The organism is Bradyrhizobium sp. S3.3.6 (genome assembly GCF_040546905.1).
In the GTDB taxonomy this organism is placed as follows: domain Bacteria; phylum Pseudomonadota; class Alphaproteobacteria; order Rhizobiales; family Xanthobacteraceae; genus Bradyrhizobium; species Bradyrhizobium cytisi.
Map to the genome: position 1 here is coordinate 37,833 of NZ_JBEPOT010000021.1, position 16,433 is coordinate 54,265.

The 16,433-nt window shown below is 62.7% G+C and carries 18 protein-coding genes; 10 read left to right on the forward strand and 8 right to left on the reverse strand.

All coding sequences use genetic code 11. The features are described from left to right. Positions 1–13 precede the first annotated feature (13 nt). The gene (locus tag ABID59_RS36145) at positions 14–1,189 is read left to right on the forward strand and encodes a Gfo/Idh/MocA family protein (protein ID WP_354086516.1); all 1,176 of its coding nucleotides are present in this window, start codon (positions 14–16) and stop codon (positions 1,187–1,189) included. 141 nt (positions 1,190–1,330) lie between these two features. Continuing rightward, positions 1,331–1,477 (forward strand): hypothetical protein, encoded by a 147-nt coding sequence (locus ABID59_RS36150; protein ID WP_187434609.1) that lies wholly within the window; start codon positions 1,331–1,333, stop codon positions 1,475–1,477. Between the two features lie 105 nt (positions 1,478–1,582). Here the strand turns inward: ABID59_RS36150 and ABID59_RS36155 are convergent, their stop codons facing one another. From ABID59_RS36155 to ABID59_RS36175, 5 genes are read right to left on the reverse strand one after another with little or no spacing between them, the layout of a single operon-like run. Beyond that, positions 1,583–2,680 carry a Gfo/Idh/MocA family protein gene (locus tag ABID59_RS36155; RefSeq protein ID WP_354086517.1) on the reverse strand — a complete coding sequence of 366 codons (1,098 nt, stop codon included), beginning with the start codon at positions 2,678–2,680 and terminating at the stop codon, positions 1,583–1,585. 19 nt (positions 2,681–2,699) lie between these two features. Beyond that, a complete protein-coding gene (gene nagA / locus ABID59_RS36160; RefSeq protein ID WP_354086518.1) occupies positions 2,700–3,866 on the reverse strand; it encodes an N-acetylglucosamine-6-phosphate deacetylase in 1,167 nt (388 codons plus the stop codon). Further along, positions 3,866–4,891 (reverse strand): SIS domain-containing protein, encoded by a 1,026-nt coding sequence (locus tag ABID59_RS36165; RefSeq protein WP_354086519.1) that lies wholly within the window; start codon positions 4,889–4,891, stop codon positions 3,866–3,868. The genes nagA and ABID59_RS36165 overlap by 1 nt, the downstream gene beginning before the upstream one ends. Then, complete coding sequence (locus ABID59_RS36170; RefSeq protein ID WP_354086520.1) at positions 4,888–5,643, reverse strand: GntR family transcriptional regulator; 756 nt, start codon at positions 5,641–5,643, stop codon at positions 4,888–4,890. Before ABID59_RS36170 ends, ABID59_RS36165 begins: the two co-directional genes overlap by 4 nt. Further along, on the reverse strand, positions 5,634–6,593 hold the full coding sequence (locus ABID59_RS36175) for a glucosamine kinase nucleotide-binding domain-containing protein (RefSeq protein ID WP_354086521.1): 960 nt from the start codon (positions 6,591–6,593) through the stop codon (positions 5,634–5,636). The genes ABID59_RS36170 and ABID59_RS36175 overlap by 10 nt, the downstream gene beginning before the upstream one ends. Before the next feature lie 11 nt (positions 6,594–6,604). Between ABID59_RS36175 and ABID59_RS36180 the strand changes: the two genes are divergently transcribed. The 6 genes from ABID59_RS36180 to ABID59_RS36205 all read left to right on the forward strand — a co-directional run bounded on the left by ABID59_RS36180 (position 6,605) and on the right by ABID59_RS36205 (position 12,451). Continuing rightward, positions 6,605–7,555, forward strand: a complete 951-nt coding sequence (locus tag ABID59_RS36180; RefSeq protein ID WP_354086522.1) for an N-acetylmuramic acid 6-phosphate etherase — start codon at positions 6,605–6,607, stop codon at positions 7,553–7,555. A 1-nt stretch (position 7,556) separates the two neighbouring features. Then, positions 7,557–8,819 carry an ABC transporter substrate-binding protein gene (locus ABID59_RS36185; protein WP_354086523.1) on the forward strand — a complete coding sequence of 421 codons (1,263 nt, stop codon included), beginning with the start codon at positions 7,557–7,559 and terminating at the stop codon, positions 8,817–8,819. A gap of 138 nt (positions 8,820–8,957) precedes the next feature. After that, entirely contained in the window at positions 8,958–9,908 is a 951-nt protein-coding gene (locus tag ABID59_RS36190; RefSeq protein WP_354086524.1) for a carbohydrate ABC transporter permease, read from the forward strand. 7 nt (positions 9,909–9,915) lie between these two features. Beyond that, the gene (locus tag ABID59_RS36195; protein ID WP_148749088.1) at positions 9,916–10,749 is read left to right on the forward strand and encodes a carbohydrate ABC transporter permease; all 834 of its coding nucleotides are present in this window, start codon (positions 9,916–9,918) and stop codon (positions 10,747–10,749) included. An 8-nt stretch (positions 10,750–10,757) separates the two neighbouring features. After that, a complete protein-coding gene (locus ABID59_RS36200; protein WP_354086525.1) occupies positions 10,758–11,876 on the forward strand; it encodes an ABC transporter ATP-binding protein in 1,119 nt (372 codons plus the stop codon). Next, entirely contained in the window at positions 11,873–12,451 is a 579-nt protein-coding gene (locus ABID59_RS36205; RefSeq protein ID WP_354086526.1) for a histidine phosphatase family protein, read from the forward strand. The genes ABID59_RS36200 and ABID59_RS36205 overlap by 4 nt, the downstream gene beginning before the upstream one ends. A 12-nt stretch (positions 12,452–12,463) precedes the next feature. Here ABID59_RS36205 and ABID59_RS37495 read toward each other — a convergent pair whose 3' ends face one another. After that, positions 12,464–12,967 carry a hypothetical protein gene (locus ABID59_RS37495; protein WP_502916438.1) on the reverse strand — a complete coding sequence of 168 codons (504 nt, stop codon included), beginning with the start codon at positions 12,965–12,967 and terminating at the stop codon, positions 12,464–12,466. Here ABID59_RS37495 and ABID59_RS37500 point away from each other — a divergent pair. Further along, positions 12,869–13,336: a Y-family DNA polymerase gene (locus ABID59_RS37500; protein ID WP_502916441.1), complete on the forward strand. Its 468-nt coding sequence runs from the start codon at positions 12,869–12,871 to the stop codon at positions 13,334–13,336. The genes ABID59_RS37495 and ABID59_RS37500 overlap by 99 nt on opposite strands. A 268-nt stretch (positions 13,337–13,604) precedes the next feature. Here the strand turns inward: ABID59_RS37500 and ABID59_RS36215 are convergent, their stop codons facing one another. Both ABID59_RS36215 and ABID59_RS36220 read right to left on the reverse strand, forming a co-directional pair. Continuing rightward, on the reverse strand, positions 13,605–13,886 hold the full coding sequence (locus tag ABID59_RS36215; protein ID WP_148753956.1) for a helix-turn-helix domain-containing protein: 282 nt from the start codon (positions 13,884–13,886) through the stop codon (positions 13,605–13,607). Next, positions 13,883–14,221: a type II toxin-antitoxin system RelE/ParE family toxin gene (locus ABID59_RS36220; protein ID WP_148753955.1), complete on the reverse strand. Its 339-nt coding sequence runs from the start codon at positions 14,219–14,221 to the stop codon at positions 13,883–13,885. The genes ABID59_RS36215 and ABID59_RS36220 overlap by 4 nt, the downstream gene beginning before the upstream one ends. 69 nt (positions 14,222–14,290) lie before the next feature. On the opposite strand from ABID59_RS36220, the gene ABID59_RS36225 reads away from it, so the two are divergent. Next, positions 14,291–16,363: a TOTE conflict system archaeo-eukaryotic primase domain-containing protein gene (locus ABID59_RS36225; RefSeq protein ID WP_354086527.1), complete on the forward strand. Its 2,073-nt coding sequence runs from the start codon at positions 14,291–14,293 to the stop codon at positions 16,361–16,363. The last annotated feature ends 70 nt before the right edge of the window (positions 16,364–16,433 follow it).

Below are 16,433 nucleotides of genomic sequence, written 5' to 3' on the forward strand. Positions count from 1 at the left end.
GCGGGAGGAGAATATGCCGATCAACGCAAGCAATGAACCCGGCGGTCATGCGCGTATCCGACTGGGAATGGTCGGCGGCGGACAGGGGGCCTTCATCGGCGCCGTCCACCGCATTGCCGCTCGCATCGACGACCAGTTCGAGCTGGTTGCCGGCGCGCTCGCGTCCGATCCGGTTCGAGCCAAGGCCTCGGCGAAGGAGCTCGGCATCGCCGACGATCGCGCTTATGGCTCCTTCGAAGAGATGGCGACGGCCGAAGCCGCGCGAGCGGACGGCATCGAGGCGGTCTCGATCGTAACTCCAAACCATATGCACAGCCCGGTCGCGAAGACCTTCCTTGAAGCCGGAATCCACGTCATCTGCGACAAGCCCCTGACGACGACCGTGGCGGAGGCCGAAGAGCTGGTGGCGCTCGTCAAGAAGAGCGGCAAGGTGTTCGTGGTGACGCACAACTATACGGGCTATCCCATGGTCCGGCAGGCGCGCGCCATGGTCGCGAATGGCGACCTCGGGGAGATTCGGCTGGTCCATGCCGAATATCTCCAAGACTGGCTGACCGAGCGATTAGAGGCAAGCAGCCACAAGCAGGCGGCGTGGCGCACGGACCCGGCACGGTCCGGCGCCGGCGGGTGCATCGGTGACATCGGCACCCACGCCTACAATCTCGCCTGCTTCGTCACCGGCCTCGAGCTCGACGAATTGCTCGCGCAACTTTCGACTTTCGTCGAGGGGCGGCGCCTCGATGACGATGTCCAGATCCTCCTCAAGTGGAAAGGCGGCGCCAAGGGCATGCTGTGGGCGAGTCAGGTCGCCGTCGGCAATGAGAATGGCCTCACGCTGCGCGTCTACGGCAGCAAAGGCGGCCTCGAATGGGCGCAGGAGAATCCGAACCATCTCTGGTTCACGCCCTACGGCCGGCCGAAGCAGCTCCTGACCCGCGGCGGGGCCGGCGCCTTGGGCGAGGCGGGCCGCGTCACCCGCGTCCCCTCCGGCCACCCCGAGGGATATCTTGAGGGTTTCGCAACAATCTATGCCGAGGCAGCGCGCGCCATCCGCGCGGCAAGGGCCGGCGGACGGCCGGATCCCGAGGTGACCTTTCCGACCGTTGAGGATGGCCTAGCAGGCGTGAAGTTCATCGATGCTGCGGTGAAGTCCTCGGCACGCAAGGGTGCCTGGGTTCGAATGACGTAACTGCCGACACGTCTATAGCAGTCGGCGGTGGGGTTGTGCTTGCGGCGTCTTACAAGGCAAAAACCCTTGGAGTGCTTGGGACGCGCCTAGTCGTCGGTCCCCTAGCCGCAACGCACTGGGCAGCCGCTCGCCGCGATCAGCATGGGCACCACAATCGAGCGGCTGAATGCCGACCGTTTGCCGATTGTGGTCCAGGTGCTAAGGCGCGAGGCCGAGGCGCTGGCGGCGAAGATCAACCCGTTCGACGCTGCCTTGCGCAGGCCGAAGCAACATGCCGGCTCGTATTGAGATGTCCCATGCGTGCCGGTACGTTGCTTGTCGCGCAGTGGTGTGGGTACTTGCCTGGGTATTTCTCTCCGATCCAGGTGCGCGGCGCATTCGATAGGCGCGGATCTACAGGCGGACGACTTCACCGCTTCGGACGCTCTCGTCAGCGGCAAAGACGATACGGAGTGAGTTGATCGCGTCCTCGTGATGCTCGGATAGGTCGATCTCGCCACGGATCGCACTCAGAAACAGCCGCTGCTCGCGCTCGCAGAGCTCCTGATGGCCGGGTTCGTCTGCGGTCGAGATCAACTCGTCCGGCTTCGCAAAGCCGCCTTCGGTGACGAGCGCCGCGTGATGGACGCGAAGGGCGTTGGTCCGCGTATGCGTGTCATGGTCCGCCGAATGCGCGCCCGCATCGGTGCTCTCTTTCGCGACGATCGACACACTGCCGTTCGGGCCGATCAAGTCCTTCACGAAATGAGCGGTCTCGCTCATCATCGGACCCCAACCGACCTCGTACCAGCCGGCGGATCCATCGTCGAACATGATGTGAAGATGGCCGTAATTGTACATGGCAGGCGCGATCTCGCTCGTCAGCCGCGCCCCGACCGCATGGACCGCGACGGGACGCGCCCGCGTCACCTGACACATGATGTCGACGTAATGGACGCCGCAATCGACGATCGGCGAAGTCGACCGCATGAGGTTCTTATGAACCTCCCAGAAGGAGCCCGTAGACTGCTGGTTGAGGTTCATGCGCATCACGAGCGGCTTTCCGAGCGTCCTGCCGATCTCGACGAAGCGCGACCATGCGGGATGCACGCGCAGGATATAGCCGATCAGCAGCGCCTTTCCGGCCGTACGTGCAGCGCTGACGACCCGCCGCGCGGCCTCCAGCGTGTTGGCGAGCGGCTTTTCGCAGAAAACATGCGCATCTGCGGCGAAAGCCTGCAAGGCCATGGCGGCGTGATGCTCCGTGTAGGTGCAGATCGCGACGGCATCGGGACGCAAGCTCGTGAGCGCCTCGTCGAGGCTTTCGAAGCGCGGAAGAGAGGGAAACTCGGCCTCGAGATCGTCGCGATCGGCTGCGCGGGAGGTGCAAAGACCGACGAGCTCAAATCCCTCGACCGATCTGTAGGCGCGGGCGTGGCTGGTTCCCATGGTGCCAAGGCCAACCACGAGAACGCGAACATTCTGTGCGGTCGAAATGGAGGGCGAGGACATGGCTCGATCGGTCCTTCAGTCAGGTGTTGCCTGCCAGCTCGTCGCGCTTGGAGCCGTCGGCGGTTGGCCGGCCCTCGATCCAGGTTTCGAGTACCCGTAGCTCGTCGTCGAGATGCACGAGGCTTGCGAGATAGCCTGGTGCGATACGGCCAAGTTCCGCGTCGCGCCGGAGAAACGTCGCCGGAACGCGTGATGCCATAGCGAGGGCATCGGCGAGCGGAAGCCTCACGACGTTGACGGCATAGCGCACCGCCTCGTCCATGGTCAGAACCGAGCCGGCGAGCGTCCCATCGTCGAGCCGCAGGCAACCGTCCGCACACGTCACGCGGCGGCCCTGTAGATCGAACTGATCGGGACCGCCGGCGGCCGGTGGCATCGCGTCGGTGATCAGCATGAAGCGGTCATGCCGCTTGGCGGCAAAGGCGATACGAAGGTTCGCCTCGTGCACATGATGACCATCCGCGATGATCCCGACGAAAGCCTCGTCGAGATCGAGCGCTGCGCCGACCATGCCTGGTTCGCGCCCGGCGGGTGCGCTCATCGCATTGAACAGATGGGTGAATGCGTGTGCGCCGGCTTTGACGGCTGCGCGCGCCTCCGCGTAGCTTGCACTGGAATGGCCGAGCGAAATCAGCACGCCACGCCGCGCGAGTTCGGCAATGCTCGCCGCATCGACCCGATTGGGCGCGAGCGTCAGCATGACGGCGCCGCAGTTCGCCTCGACGATCGTCGCAATGTCGCCCGGCTTGAGGTCGCGGATATGTCTGAGCTCATGCGCGCCCTTGCGAGCCGGATCCAGGAAGGGTCCTTCCAGATGGATGCCGAGCGTCGCCGGGGTCAGTCGCCGTGCTTCGCGCGTCCCGGCGATTGCCGCCGCCATCACTTGCGGGGCATCGGTTACCAGCGTCGGCAGCAGTCCGACGGTGCCGTGCTTGCGATGCGCTGCGGCGATGCGGGCGATGCCTTCGGGCGTCGGGTCCTCGTTGAACAAGACGCCGCCACCGCCATTGACCTGCACATCGATGTAGCCGGGCGCAAGCAGGCCGCCACCGAGATCGCGTGCCGGGCCATGCGGTCTCTCGGAGTACGGGAGGATCGCGGCGACGCGGTCGCCTTCGACGACGACCGCGTGGTCGTCAAAAAAACGCTCGCCATCAAAAATCCGTGCGCCGGTCAAAACGATCATCAACGGGTCTCCGTCACCTTGCGCAGGTTGCGCGGGCGGTCGGGATCTCGCCCGAGCCGGAGCGCAAGCGCCTCGGCAAGGCGGTAGAAGCGGTGGATCATGACGATGGGGTCCAGCAGCGTCGCCTCGACTTTTGCCGTCGCGAGACGATCCGTCTCGTCGGCGCCTCCGGCCTCGATTGTAATCACCCTCGCGCCGGCACTGGCCAACGCCGCAAGTGCCGGCAGCATGCCTTCGCGCGCCGCGTCGGACGGCAGGAAGGCGATGACGGGAAAGCCCGAGCTCACGAGTTCGGCCGGGCCATGCAGGACCTCGGCCGCGGAATAGGCCTCGGCGTGAATCGCGCAGGTTTCCTTGAGCTTCAGCGCCGCCTCCGCGGCGATCGCAAGCGTGGCACCGCGACCGAGGACGAAAGCGCTGCGGGCATTTGCAAGCTGCCCGAGCAACGCCGCGGGCGGCGGCGCCGTTTGTCCGCGCAGGATCTCGGGTAGGCCGGTGAGGGCGTCCGCTAGCTGCCGATCTTCGCACCAGGCCGCGACGAGGCTCGCGCCCGCGACGAGACCTGCGACCATTGATTTGGTCGCCGCGACTGAGCGTTCGGCGCCGGCGCACAATGGCAGCAGCACTTCGGCCTCTTGCGCGAGCGGTGAGGGCGCGTCGTTGATAAGTGCGACGGCCAGCGCGCCGCCGCGTCGTGCGGCGCGCTGCATTTCGACGATGTCCGGGCTGCGTCCCGATTGCGAGATCGCGACGGAAACGCCGCCTTCGAGCCGCATCGGCGTACGATAGAGCGTAGCGATGGAGGGGCCGATGGAGGCACAAGGCACCCCTGAGACAATCTCGACGAGGTATTTCAGATAGAGCGCGCAGCAATCGGACGAGCCGCGGGCGATGGTCGCGACGAGCGGCGGATCGAGCATGCGCAGACGCGCGCCAAGTTCAGCGAGCCGCTCCGCGTTGTGGCCAAGCTGGCGCGCGACCGCTTCGCCTGCCTCGCCGATTTCCTGAAGCATGTAGGTCGTCATCGGTGCGCCTTTCGGGCCGGTGGCGACAGCGTGAGTTCGGAGACGAAGTCGTAGGCGTCGGCCCGGTACCAGGATTTCGTGAATTCGACGCAGGATCCGTCGGCAAGATAGGCGATGCGCTGGATATAGAGCGCCGGGCTGTCCGGTGCGACGCCGAGCAGTTCCGCATCGGCATGATCGACGAGGGTCGCACGCAATCGCTGCAAGCCCCGGGCGGGCTTGAAGCCCCGCGCGGAGAGCGCCTCGTACAGCGAGCCGCCGACCGAATCCTGTTCAGGAAGAAAGCGTATCGGCACGGCGGCGCGCTCGATCGCCATGGGCGAACCGTCAGCCAGGCGCAGGCGGCCGAGCCGGAACACGCGTTCGTTCGGCCGTACGCCAAGCATCATGGACTCTTCCGGTGTCGGCAGGAACACGCCGCGCTCGAGCTCGCGCGAGCTCGCCTCCAATCCACGCAGCCGCATGTCCTCCGTGAAGCTCGTCAGGCGCGAGGAGGGCTGCTCGACGCGCGGCGTCGCGCGATGGATGAAGGTGCCGGCGCCGTGGCGGTGAAATAGCACGCCTTCGGCGATCAGGTCGGCAATCGCCTTGCGCAGCGTGGTGCGCGATACCTCGAGCAGCTCGCACAATTCGCGCTCGGCCGGAAGCAATTGCGTCTCTGCGAAGCGTCCGGTCTCAATCTCGCGCCGAAGCGCGTCGACCACGGCACGATAGAGCTTCTGGCCCGGCGCGGTTTCGACCGTCATGGACATGCGGCGTCCTCCGCGAGCGTTCCGCCGATGAGCAGGATCGCGCCGTCGACTGCGTCGCGCCGGGGCACGGAGAGGCGCTTGGCCACATCAGGCGGCAAAAACGGGCGCAAGGGCTCACCGAAGCCGCCGGCGAGGGCAACGCGCTCGGCGCCAAGTGCATTCAGGGCGTTCGCAAGCGCCGCTATCGCGCTGGCTGCTTCGCCGACAATTTCGCGCGCGCGCATATCTCCGGACCTGGCGACGTCCAGGATCTGGGGCGCGAAGGCGCCGTAGTCGCGTGGCCTTGCGTCCGCTGCCCAGCGGCTCATCCGCAACGGATCGCCGTCGAAATGGCGCCCGAGTGCTTGCGCCAGGCCGCTCATCGGCTCGAGGCCATCGATCGCACGCAGCGTCGCACGCAACGCCGATTCGCCAAGCCGTGCAGCGGATCCGTCGTCGCCAAGCCAGAAACCGCGTCCGCCGATAATAGTCGTTCGAGCTCCCACGCGAGCTATGCCCGCCGAGCCCGTGCCCGCGATAATCAGGCCGCCATCGCCGAGGCCATTGGCGCCGACGCAGGCGGCGACTGCATCATTGACGGCGACGATGTGTGCAAAGCCCGGCAGGGCGGCGGAGACGCGCGCCGCTTCCTCGTCGTCCGAAAGCCCGGCAAGGCTAAGGCCGACTGCGATCTCCTGCCTTGGTGCGCCGGCCGCGATGGCGGACTCGATCGTTTCACGGACGACCCGCATGGCTTCGTCGAAATCGAGATAGATGTTCGAAGCCGGCCCGAGGCCGTGCCCGAGTTCGCGACCCGACGAATCCCGCAATCTCGCGCGGCAGCGGGTCGCGCCGCCATCCACACCGAGGAAAAACTGGGCCGTCGCCACGGAGCCTCCTAAAAAGTTCTTAACGCCCCTAGACAAGTGGTATGTCAGGTGGCAAAAGTAAATACAAGAGGTATCTACCATTGGTATCCACGATGTCGGTGCTGCCGCGGCTGGAGACGGACGGAGAGAGGTGCCGCGACACCGGTGGTGTCGTGACCGTCGATGAGGCGGTGTTCGCGGAGGCGATGCTCGCATCCTACCGCCGGGCGATCGCTTCGGTCGCGGCTGCCTCCGGCGACATCCGCGCCGCCGCGCTTCGCCTCGCGGCGATCTGGCGAGCAGGGGGACGGCTGATCTATGCGGGCGCGGGCTCTTCCGGTCTTGCGGCCGCTGAAGATGCGGCCGAGCTTCCCGGCACGTTCGGCCTCGATGAGAGCCGCATCGCGATTGTCCTGCCCGGCGGGACCACCGAGCCGTTCCGCATCGATGGCGTCGCGGAGGACGATGCCGCAGCCGGTGAGCGCGCGATAACCGGGCTCGGTGATCTCTCTCGTGATGCCGTGATCGTCGTATCGGCGAGCGGCTCGACGCCGTTCACAGTCGCAGCGGCCGCAGCGGCGCGCCGCCGTAGCGCCTTCGTCATCGGCATCGCGCATCGTCAGGGCTCGCCCTTGCTCGTCGGTGCCGACGCGTCGATCTTGCTCGAGAGCGGAGAGGAGGCGCTGCGCGGCTCGACACGGCTCGCGGCCGGAGCTGCGCAAAAGGCCGCGCTAGGCATGCTCTCGTCATTGATGGGGTTCGAGCTTGGTCACATCCATCGGGGCCTGATGGTCAATCTGAAGGCCGACAATGCGAAATTGCGCGAGCGGGCGCGCGGGATCGTCGCAACAATCGCCGGCGTCAGCGATGCCAAAGCGGAAGCGGCGCTGCGCGAGGCCAGCGGCGAGGTTAAGCCGGCGATCCTGATTGCCTGCGGTGTCGTCAGCATGAGCGAAGCCGTCGCGTGGCTCGCTGCTGCGGAAGGCCGGATAGACGACGCGTTGAGCCGCGCACGCGCAAGAGCCAACGGGATCAAGGGCGAAGGCCCGAACAAGGGAGCGTAGCATGAGACGGACATTCAAGGCTGCAATGGGAGCTGAGCTTGCCGCGTTGGCGTTGCTTGCGGGGCTTGCGTCGGCCCAGGCAGGCTCGTTGAAGATCGAGAGCTGGCGCAATGACGACGCTGACATCTGGAACTCGAAGATCATCCCCGCCTTCAACAAGCACTATCCCGACATCAAGATCGAATTCGCGCCTTCGGCGCCCAAGGAATACAACGCCGCCCTGAACGCGCGGCTTGATGGCGGCACCGCCGGCGACCTCATTACGTGCCGTCCGTTCGACGCCTCGCTCGCGCTCTATCAAAAGCATCAGCTTGATGCGGTCGACGGCCTCAAGGGTATGGACAATTTCTCTGATGTCGCGAAGGCGGCGTGGCAAACTGACGACGGCAAAACCACCTTCTGTGTTCCGATCGCCTCCGTCATCGCCGGGTTCATCTACAACAAGGAAGCATTCGCCAAAGTCGGCGCATCTGAGCCAAAGACGCTCGATGAATTCCACGCCGTGCTTGAGAAATTCAAGAAGGACGGGACCTATGTCCCGCTGGTGATGGGCACGGCTGACCAGTGGGAGGCCGCGACCATGGGATTCCAGAACGTCGGTCCCGACTATTGGAAGGGCGAGACCGGTCGCGCCAATCTCATTGCGGGCAAGGAGAAGCTCACCGATCCGCAATACGTCGCGGCCTTCAAGGAGATCGCAAGCTGGGCGCCCTACCTCGGATCTGGCTTCCAGGCGCAGACCTACGCTGACAGTCAGAACCTGTTCTCGCTCGGCAAGGGCGCGATCTATGCGGCTGGCTCGTGGGATATCTCGACCTTCCGGGGCCAGGCGAAATTCGCCATGGGTGCATTCCCGCCACCGCAGCCGGCCGGCACGACGGATTGCTACATCTCCGATCACACCGACATCGCGATGGGCGTGAACGCAGCATCGAAGAACAAGGAAGACGCAAAGAAATTCCTGGAATGGCTGGCGACGCCGGAATTCGCAACGATCTACGCCAACGCGCTTCCCGGCTTCTTCCCCCTCGCCAAGACTGCCGTGAAGGTCGACGACGACGTCGCCGCAACCATGGTCGGATGGCGCCAGGCCTGCAAGTCGACGATCCGCAACTCGTATCAGATCCTGTCGCGCGGTACGCCGAATCTGGAAAACGAGCTCTGGAACGTGTCCGCGCAGGTCGTCAACGGCAAGCTGACGCCCGATGCTGCGGGCAAGCAGCTCCAGGATGGCCTCGACAAGTGGTACAAGCCCACCAAGTGAGTCGGTCCCTCTTCCCGCTTTCACGGGGAGGGGGACTGTCCTTGTTTCATTCGACAGTGGCTGCACGCTCCGCTAACAAGACGGCAAGAGCCGCAAGCGCGGAGAGGGACGACAACGCAGGTTTAATCTCTTTCCATCATGGCTGAATCGGTCTCGAACATCACGGCCCAGATGCCTCGCGCAAAACTCGCGGGGCTTCTGCTGTTCTTTCTCGGACCGGCGGTCGTGATCTACACCCTGTTCTCGATCTATCCTCTCGTCGCGACCATGGCGCTCTCCACCTACACGAGCGATCCGTCCGGAGCCCGATCTTTCGTCGGGCTTGCTAATTTCGAGACGCTGCTCGGCGATGCGCTGTGGTCGAAGCCGTTCTGGAATGCCCTCGGCAACAATCTGATCTTCTTCGCCGTGCACATGTGCATGCAGAATCCGATTGGTATCGCGCTCGCGGGATTGCTGAGCCTGCCGGGCCTGAGGCTCAAGGGCTTTTATCGCACCGTCATGTTTTTGCCGACGATGCTCTCGGTTGTCATCGTTGGCTTCTCCTGGAACCTGATCCTGTCCCCGCTCTGGGGCGTCGCTGCCGGCGCTTTGAAGGCCGTGGGGTTGGGCTCCCTGTTTGCTCCCTGGCTAGGGCTCGAATCGAGCGCGCTCGTAACGCTGTCCCTCATTTCCGTCTGGCAATTCGTCGGCATCCCGATGATGCTGATCTACGCCGCACTGCTCAACATCCCCGAAGAGTTGATTGACGCGGCACGCGTCGATGGGTTGGGACAATTCCGCATCTTCTTCCACATCAAGCTTCCGCTCGTCCTGCCGACCATCAGCCTGGTCTCGGTCTTGACCTTCGTTGCGAACTTCAACGCTTTCGATCTGATCTATTCGGTCAAGGGTGCGTTGGCGGGACCGAATTTTGCGACCGACATTCTCGGCACGTTCTTCTATCGCACCTTCTTCGGCAATCAACTCCAGCTCGGCAATCCGACGATGGGCGCCGCGGTCGCGACCGTGATGTTCTTCATCATTCTCCTCGGCCTCTGCCTCTATCTCTTCCTCGTTCAGCGGCGCATCCGCCGTTACGCATTCTGAGGGCGGCATGACGGCGGAGCAGCGCGCAAAGAGCCTCGGTGTCCATCTCGTCCTGATCGCCTATAGCCTGCTTGCGGTTGGTCCAATCCTGCTCGTCGTGATGAATTCGTTCAAGGTGCGTAGCGCCATCTTCGGCAGCCCGCTTGCGCCGCCGGACGCTGCGACCTTCAGCCTCGTCGGCTATGAGAAGGTTTTTCGCTCCTCTCATATCCTGACCTACTATTCGAATTCGCTGATCGTGACTCTCGTCAGCATGGCGCTCGTGCTGCTGTTTGGCGCGATGGCAGCCTGGGCCCTGACCGAATACCGCTTTCGCGGCTCGACGGCGCTCGCACTGTTCCTGTCGATCGGCATCATGGTGCCGATCCGGCTCGGGTCCGTCGCGATCCTCAACATGATGCGGTCTGCGGGCCTGAACGACACGCTGACGGCCTTGATCCTCGTCTACGTTGCGCAAGGCCTGCCGATGTCGATCTTCATATTGAGCGAGTTCATCCAGCAGATCCCCAGGGACTTGCGGGACGCCGCGCGCTGCGACGGCGTGCCGGAAACCCGGATCTTCTTCGAAGTGGTCGCCCCGCTGCTGCGTCCGGCGATCGCGACCGTCGCCGTCTTCACCATCGTGCCGATCTGGAACGATCTCTGGTTTCCGCTGATCCTGACGTCGAGCGACTCGACGCATACGGTCACGCTTGGGGTGCAGCAGTTTCTTGGCCAGTACATCACCGACTGGAATTCCGTGCTCGCGGCGCTGTCGATGGCGATCCTGCCGGTTGTGATGATCTACGTGATCCTCTCGCGCCAACTCATCGCAGGCCTCACTTCCGGCGCAGTCAAATAGGTTGTTGAATGGCCAATCTGCGCATCGAGCATCTCAACAAGCGTTATGGCGCGACGACAGTGCTCAAGGACATCAACCTGGGCATCGAGGACGGCGAGTTCGTCGTGCTCGTCGGCCCATCCGGCTGTGGCAAGTCGACGCTTCTGCGCATGATCGCCGGGCTCGATGGCGTCTCGAGCGGTGACATCCATATCGCAGAGAGGTGCGTCAATACGCTCGCTCCTGCCGCGCGCGGCATCGCGATGGTGTTCCAGTCCTACGCACTCTATCCGCACATGAATGTGCGGAAGAACATGACGTTCGGTCTGAAATTTACCGGCGTGGCGCCGGCCGAACGCGAGCGGCGCGTCGCGGAAGCCGCCCGCATGCTGCGGCTCGTAGACCTCCTCGATCGCTATCCCCGCGATCTCTCTGGCGGCCAGCGTCAGCGCGTCGCGATCGGACGCGCGATCGTGCGCCAACCCGCGGTCTTCCTGTTCGACGAACCGCTCTCCAATCTCGATGCGGCGCTGCGCGTCTCGACCCGCGTCGAGATCGCCAACCTGCACAGAGTGTTGAAAGCGACGATCGTTTATGTGACGCACGATCAGGTCGAGGCGATGACGCTCGCCGACCGTATCGTCGTAATGAACAACGGCCGCATCGAACAGGTAGGAAAACCGCTCGACCTCTACTATGAACCCGCTAACCTGTTCGTCGCCGGCTTCATCGGCTCGCCCGCGATGAATTTCTTCGATGCAAAGGTCGAAACCATCGAGGGCGGACGCGCGCGTGTCGCCGGTGCCGGGTTTCTCAACCTCGATCTGCCGGCAGCGTCGCTGAAGGTCGGCGACGCGCTGACGCTCGGTGTTCGTCCGGAGCATCTTGTCCGGGGCGTGAACGGTCCCTTCGCGGCCGAAGGCATCGTCGAGCTCGTCGAACGGCTTGGCGAGGCCTCGTTCGCCTATTTGCGCCGCGTCGACGGCAGGATGTTCGTTGCAGAGGTACGCGGCCGTCGGACGCCGTCGCGAGGCGAGACTGTGACGCTCGTTGCGGCGGCTCCCGACGTACACGTCTTCGACGCCTCCGGCATACGTGTTGCGATGCCGATCGCGAGTTGGTCTGACGGCGCGATCGTTCAATCATGACGAATGTCGTACGCTATCTCACCCATCCTCAGGTGAATATCGATCCGTCGGTTCCCGTTCCGCGCTGGGGCCTCAGTGATGTCGGGAAAGCGCGTACGGAGGCCCTGACGATCGGGGGAGGGCTGTCCGGTACCACGCGGGTCATCTCCAGCGGAGAGCGAAAGGCGATCGAGACCGCCGAGATCATTGCCGCAAAGCTGGGCGTCGACGTGGAAGTGCGCGAGGCGATGCACGAGAACGACCGATCGGCGACGGGCTTCCTCGCCCCCGACCAGTTCGAGGCGGTGGCCAATCAGTTCTTCGGGCAACCCCACGTCAGCATTCGTGGCTGGGAACGAGCGGTCGACGCCCAGCTGCGCATTGTCGGCGAGGTCGAGCACGTGCTGGCGCGCAGCACGCCGGGCGACGTGCTCTTTGTCGGCCACGGGGGCGTTGGTACTCTCTTATACTGCCATTATTCCGGTTTGGAGATTGATCGCGCCCATGACCAACCCGCTGGCGGTGGTTGCTTCTTCGCGTTCAGCTCGCATGGCCGTCGCGTGCTGCATGGGTGGCGTCGCCTCGAAGAGCTGTGATTTTCGCGAAGATCAATCCCGCTTGGACGATCTGTTGAAGCCAATACCCACTCCTTGAGAAATCCGCCGCGTGGTCCGTGTTGCTTCGATCCCACTCTGTAGCTTGACACTCGTTACAAATATTTCTCGCGATGTTCTCGGCGGTACTACGTCCTCGAAACGCCAGGGGCACTCGATCGGGATGGCTACGACAGCACCATCTTGAATGCGGACCTGGACGCCTTCTATGCCTCGGTAGAGCAGCTGTTTGACCCTTCGTTGCGCGGCAAGCCAATCGCCGTCGGCGGTAGGGTTATGCTTGCCGCATCGTACGAAGCCAGGGCCTTCGGAGTGCGCGGGGGCATGCCGGGACGATAGGCGCGCGAGCTTTGCCCGCAGATCAACTTTGTCAGCGGGCATTTTTGGGAATACCAACGGCTGGATAACACGGCCATCAAGGTGATCGGCGATTTCACGCAGCTTCTGGAATGCATTTCCATTCACGAGGCCTTTGCCGACGTTGCGGGCTGCACCCATCGTTCGCCTGTCGAAATTGCCGGCTCAATCCGCTGGTGCGTGCGCATCGAGCTTGGCCTTCCGATCCCAGTCGGTGTGGCGCGCACCAAGTATCTGGGCAAAAATCGCCTCACAAGTCGCCAAGCCCGACGGGCTTGTGGTCGTCGATCCCGATGGAATTCCCCTACCGCCCGCCCGTCGAGCTCATGTGGGAGTGGGCCCGGTCAAAAAGACACGGCTTCGTCTTTGAGCGCGAACGAACACCGGTGGCGGCCTGAAGGCCGCTTCGGCGAAACGCACCAACGCCGTGAACGACCCGACGTCGTCGGACAACAGCACGCTCCCAAACGACGCCAGCCCGCAAAATGCGGTCGCGGCGACGTCTCTTGATGGTCGCGATTCTCAAATCGATTGCCTGCAAGCACGATCTTGAGGATGATGTTGCAAAGCGCTAGGAGGTGCGGGTAAGAGCTTCAGGCTGAGTGCGTCCTACATAGGTATGTCATTGAAATCAAAAAGATATCTGTTTTCCGTTGCACCCATGATGGATTGGATCGGGACATCTCAAAAAGGGAAATACGATCAGCATTTAAGCGGGGTCGTAGTCAGCCGTGCAGTACCAAATGCTGTACCGCGCCCGCGGCGAGCGGCGTTTGATTTAGGCTGCGTCCGAGATGCGCATTTCAACATGCAGGCCGGCAGCTCCGATCATATTGACCAAGGTATCGAGGCCAAACAATTCGATCTTGCCGCGCATGAGATCAGAGATACGCGGCTGGGTAACACCTAGCAGCTTGGCAGCTTCCGATTGGCTTAGCCCTGTCCGAGCGATATGAGCCTTCAAAGCCATGATCAACGCCGAACGGAGCTTCATGTTCTCAGCCTGCGCAGGTGTATCCTCAATTGCATCCCACACATTGTCGAAGCGTTTCTTGCTCATTGACCTAGCTCCTTTAATAAATCGCGGTAACGCTGCGCAGCCAAGTTCAGATCCGCTTTGCTCGTTTTCTGCGTCTTTTTCTGGAAGCAGTGCAGCACGTAAACGGCATCATCAAACTTCGCTACATACAGCACTCTGAATGCTCCCGCGGCATCGCGAATCCGAATTTCCCGCACCCCTCGGCCAACCGTATTCATGGGCTTCCAGTCGTCGGGCTCGCGCCCATGCTGGACTTGATCGAGTTGATGCCCCGCCTCGCGCCGAGCCGCTTGTGGAAACGCACGCAAATCGTCGAGTGCGCTGCCTCGGAATTCGACCGGCTTGAGATCAATCATTAAAACTGACTATACAAAATTTTGTATGAGTCGGCAACTCCTTTCGACTGCTGGTGCCGAGACCGGCGATTGGCGATCTTTGAGTTAAATTGCTGCTTCAGGATTGGTATTATTCGGGAGAATAAACATCGGCGCACTACAGCCTTCGCGATGAAGCAAACAAACGCCAGAATTACTGAACTCAGGGCCCGGCTTACCGCGATGGAGCGCGAGCGTGCGGATGTCGTAGCCGAGATCAACACCTTACAATCGATGCGGAGTGAGGAGACCGAGCCAATCAAGGTGGTCCCTTCGGGACACGCTGGCGATCCCACGGACCGGAATTCGCCAATCGAGAAGAAGCTTGCGCTGTTTCGCCGGCTCTTCCGCGGCCGCTCAGATGTCTACCCTATCCGTTGGGAGAACCGTACGACGGAGCGGAGCGGCTACGCACCCGCCTGCGCGAATGAATGGCGCCGTGGGATCTGCGAAAAACCGAGAGTCAAATGTTCAGCATGTCCAAATCAGGCATTCCTGCCCGTAGACGACGTGGCAATCGAACGCCATCTCCGCGGAACCGACCCTAACGGCGCCCCGTTTGTGATGGGCGTCTATCCGATGCTTGCGGACAACGCCTGTTCGTTCCTGGCCGCGGATTTCGACGAAGGGGATTGGCGAAGGGATGCCTTTGCGTTTAGGGACGCCTGCGAGCGTCATGGAATACCTGTTGCCATTGAGCGGTCCCGATCCGGAAACGGTGCTCACGCCTGGATCTTTTTCGACGAGCCGATCTCAGCGGCATGGGCGCGCCGTCTTGGGGCCTTCCTGATTACCGACGCGATGGAACGAGTCCCCGATATCGGATTCGGATCCTACGATCGGTTTTTTCCGAGTCAGGATATCATGCCAGCGGGTGGCTTCGGCAACCTGATTGCTTTGCCTCTTCAGGGGCTCGCGCGAAGTTCTGGCAACAGCGAGTTCATCGACGATTCTTGTTCGCCGTATCCGGATCAGTGGGCCTTCCTGTCCGCGATTGCAGCTATGCCGCGAGCAAAGGTGGAACATCTGGTCGAGGAAGCAAGTGCATCTGGAAAAATTCTGGGTGTGCGTATTCCTCTCGCAGACGAAGACGAAGAACCGTGGCTAGCCCCGCCGTCGCGGCGACAGGCGCCGCCAGCAATCCGCGAGCCATTGCCGGGTGCGATCACTGTCGTACAGGCGGACCAGATCTACCTCCCGCGTCACGCGCTGCCACCGTCGCTGATCGCGCGCCTGATTCGCCTGGCGGCATTCCAGAATCCCGAATTTTATGCCGCACAAGCAATGCGCCGATCGACCCATGACAAGCCCCGGATCATCTCTTGCGCAGAGTTGACCAGCCATCACGTTGCGCTGCCTCGCGGCTGCTTCGACGCCGTACTAGATCTGCTTGCGTCATTTGGAATTACAGTAACAATCGAAGATTGCCGTTTTTCCGGTGCGGCGATCCCATTTGCCTTCACTGGTGAATTGCGCTCCGATCAGGAAACCGCGATAGCGGCCCTGTTGCCGCATGATACCGGTGTGCTCGCGGCAACGACGGCGTTCGGAAAGACGATCTTAGCCATCCGGATGATGGCCGAACGCGGGCGGAATACATTGGTCCTCGTTCATCGCCGTCAGCTCATGGATCAATGGATCGAGAGGCTCACCGCGTTCTCAAATATGCCGCGTGACGCGATCGGCATGATCGGCGGCGGCCGCCGCAAACCGAAAGGTCAGGTCGACGTCGCCTTGATTCAGAGCCTGGTTCGCAAGCTTGAAGTCGATGATATCGTCGGCAATTATGGGCATCTCGTCGTCGACGAATGCCACCATCTGTCGGCTGTAAGCTTCGAATTGGTCGCGCGCCGCAGCAAGGCCCGCTATGTCCTCGGCCTGTCAGCGACGGTTACGCGAAAAGACGGACATCACCCGATCATCGTTATGCAATGTGGTCCCGTCCGCCATCGCGTAGATGCGCGATCCGAGGCAGCCAAGCGCCCATTCGATCACGTGGTGCGGATCAGGGATACCGGCTTCCAACTTCAAACGGCATTGGACACTTCGGTCCCTTCTATCCAGGAAGTTTTCAAGGAAATGATTGCCGATGAAGCACGGGTCGTGTCCCCGGTGGTGGTGTAGCTCGGTAGAGCAAGGCCGCCCGGACGCGCGCCTCCAATAGCGCCGTAGCGGGCGGGCGGCTTTGCGGTGG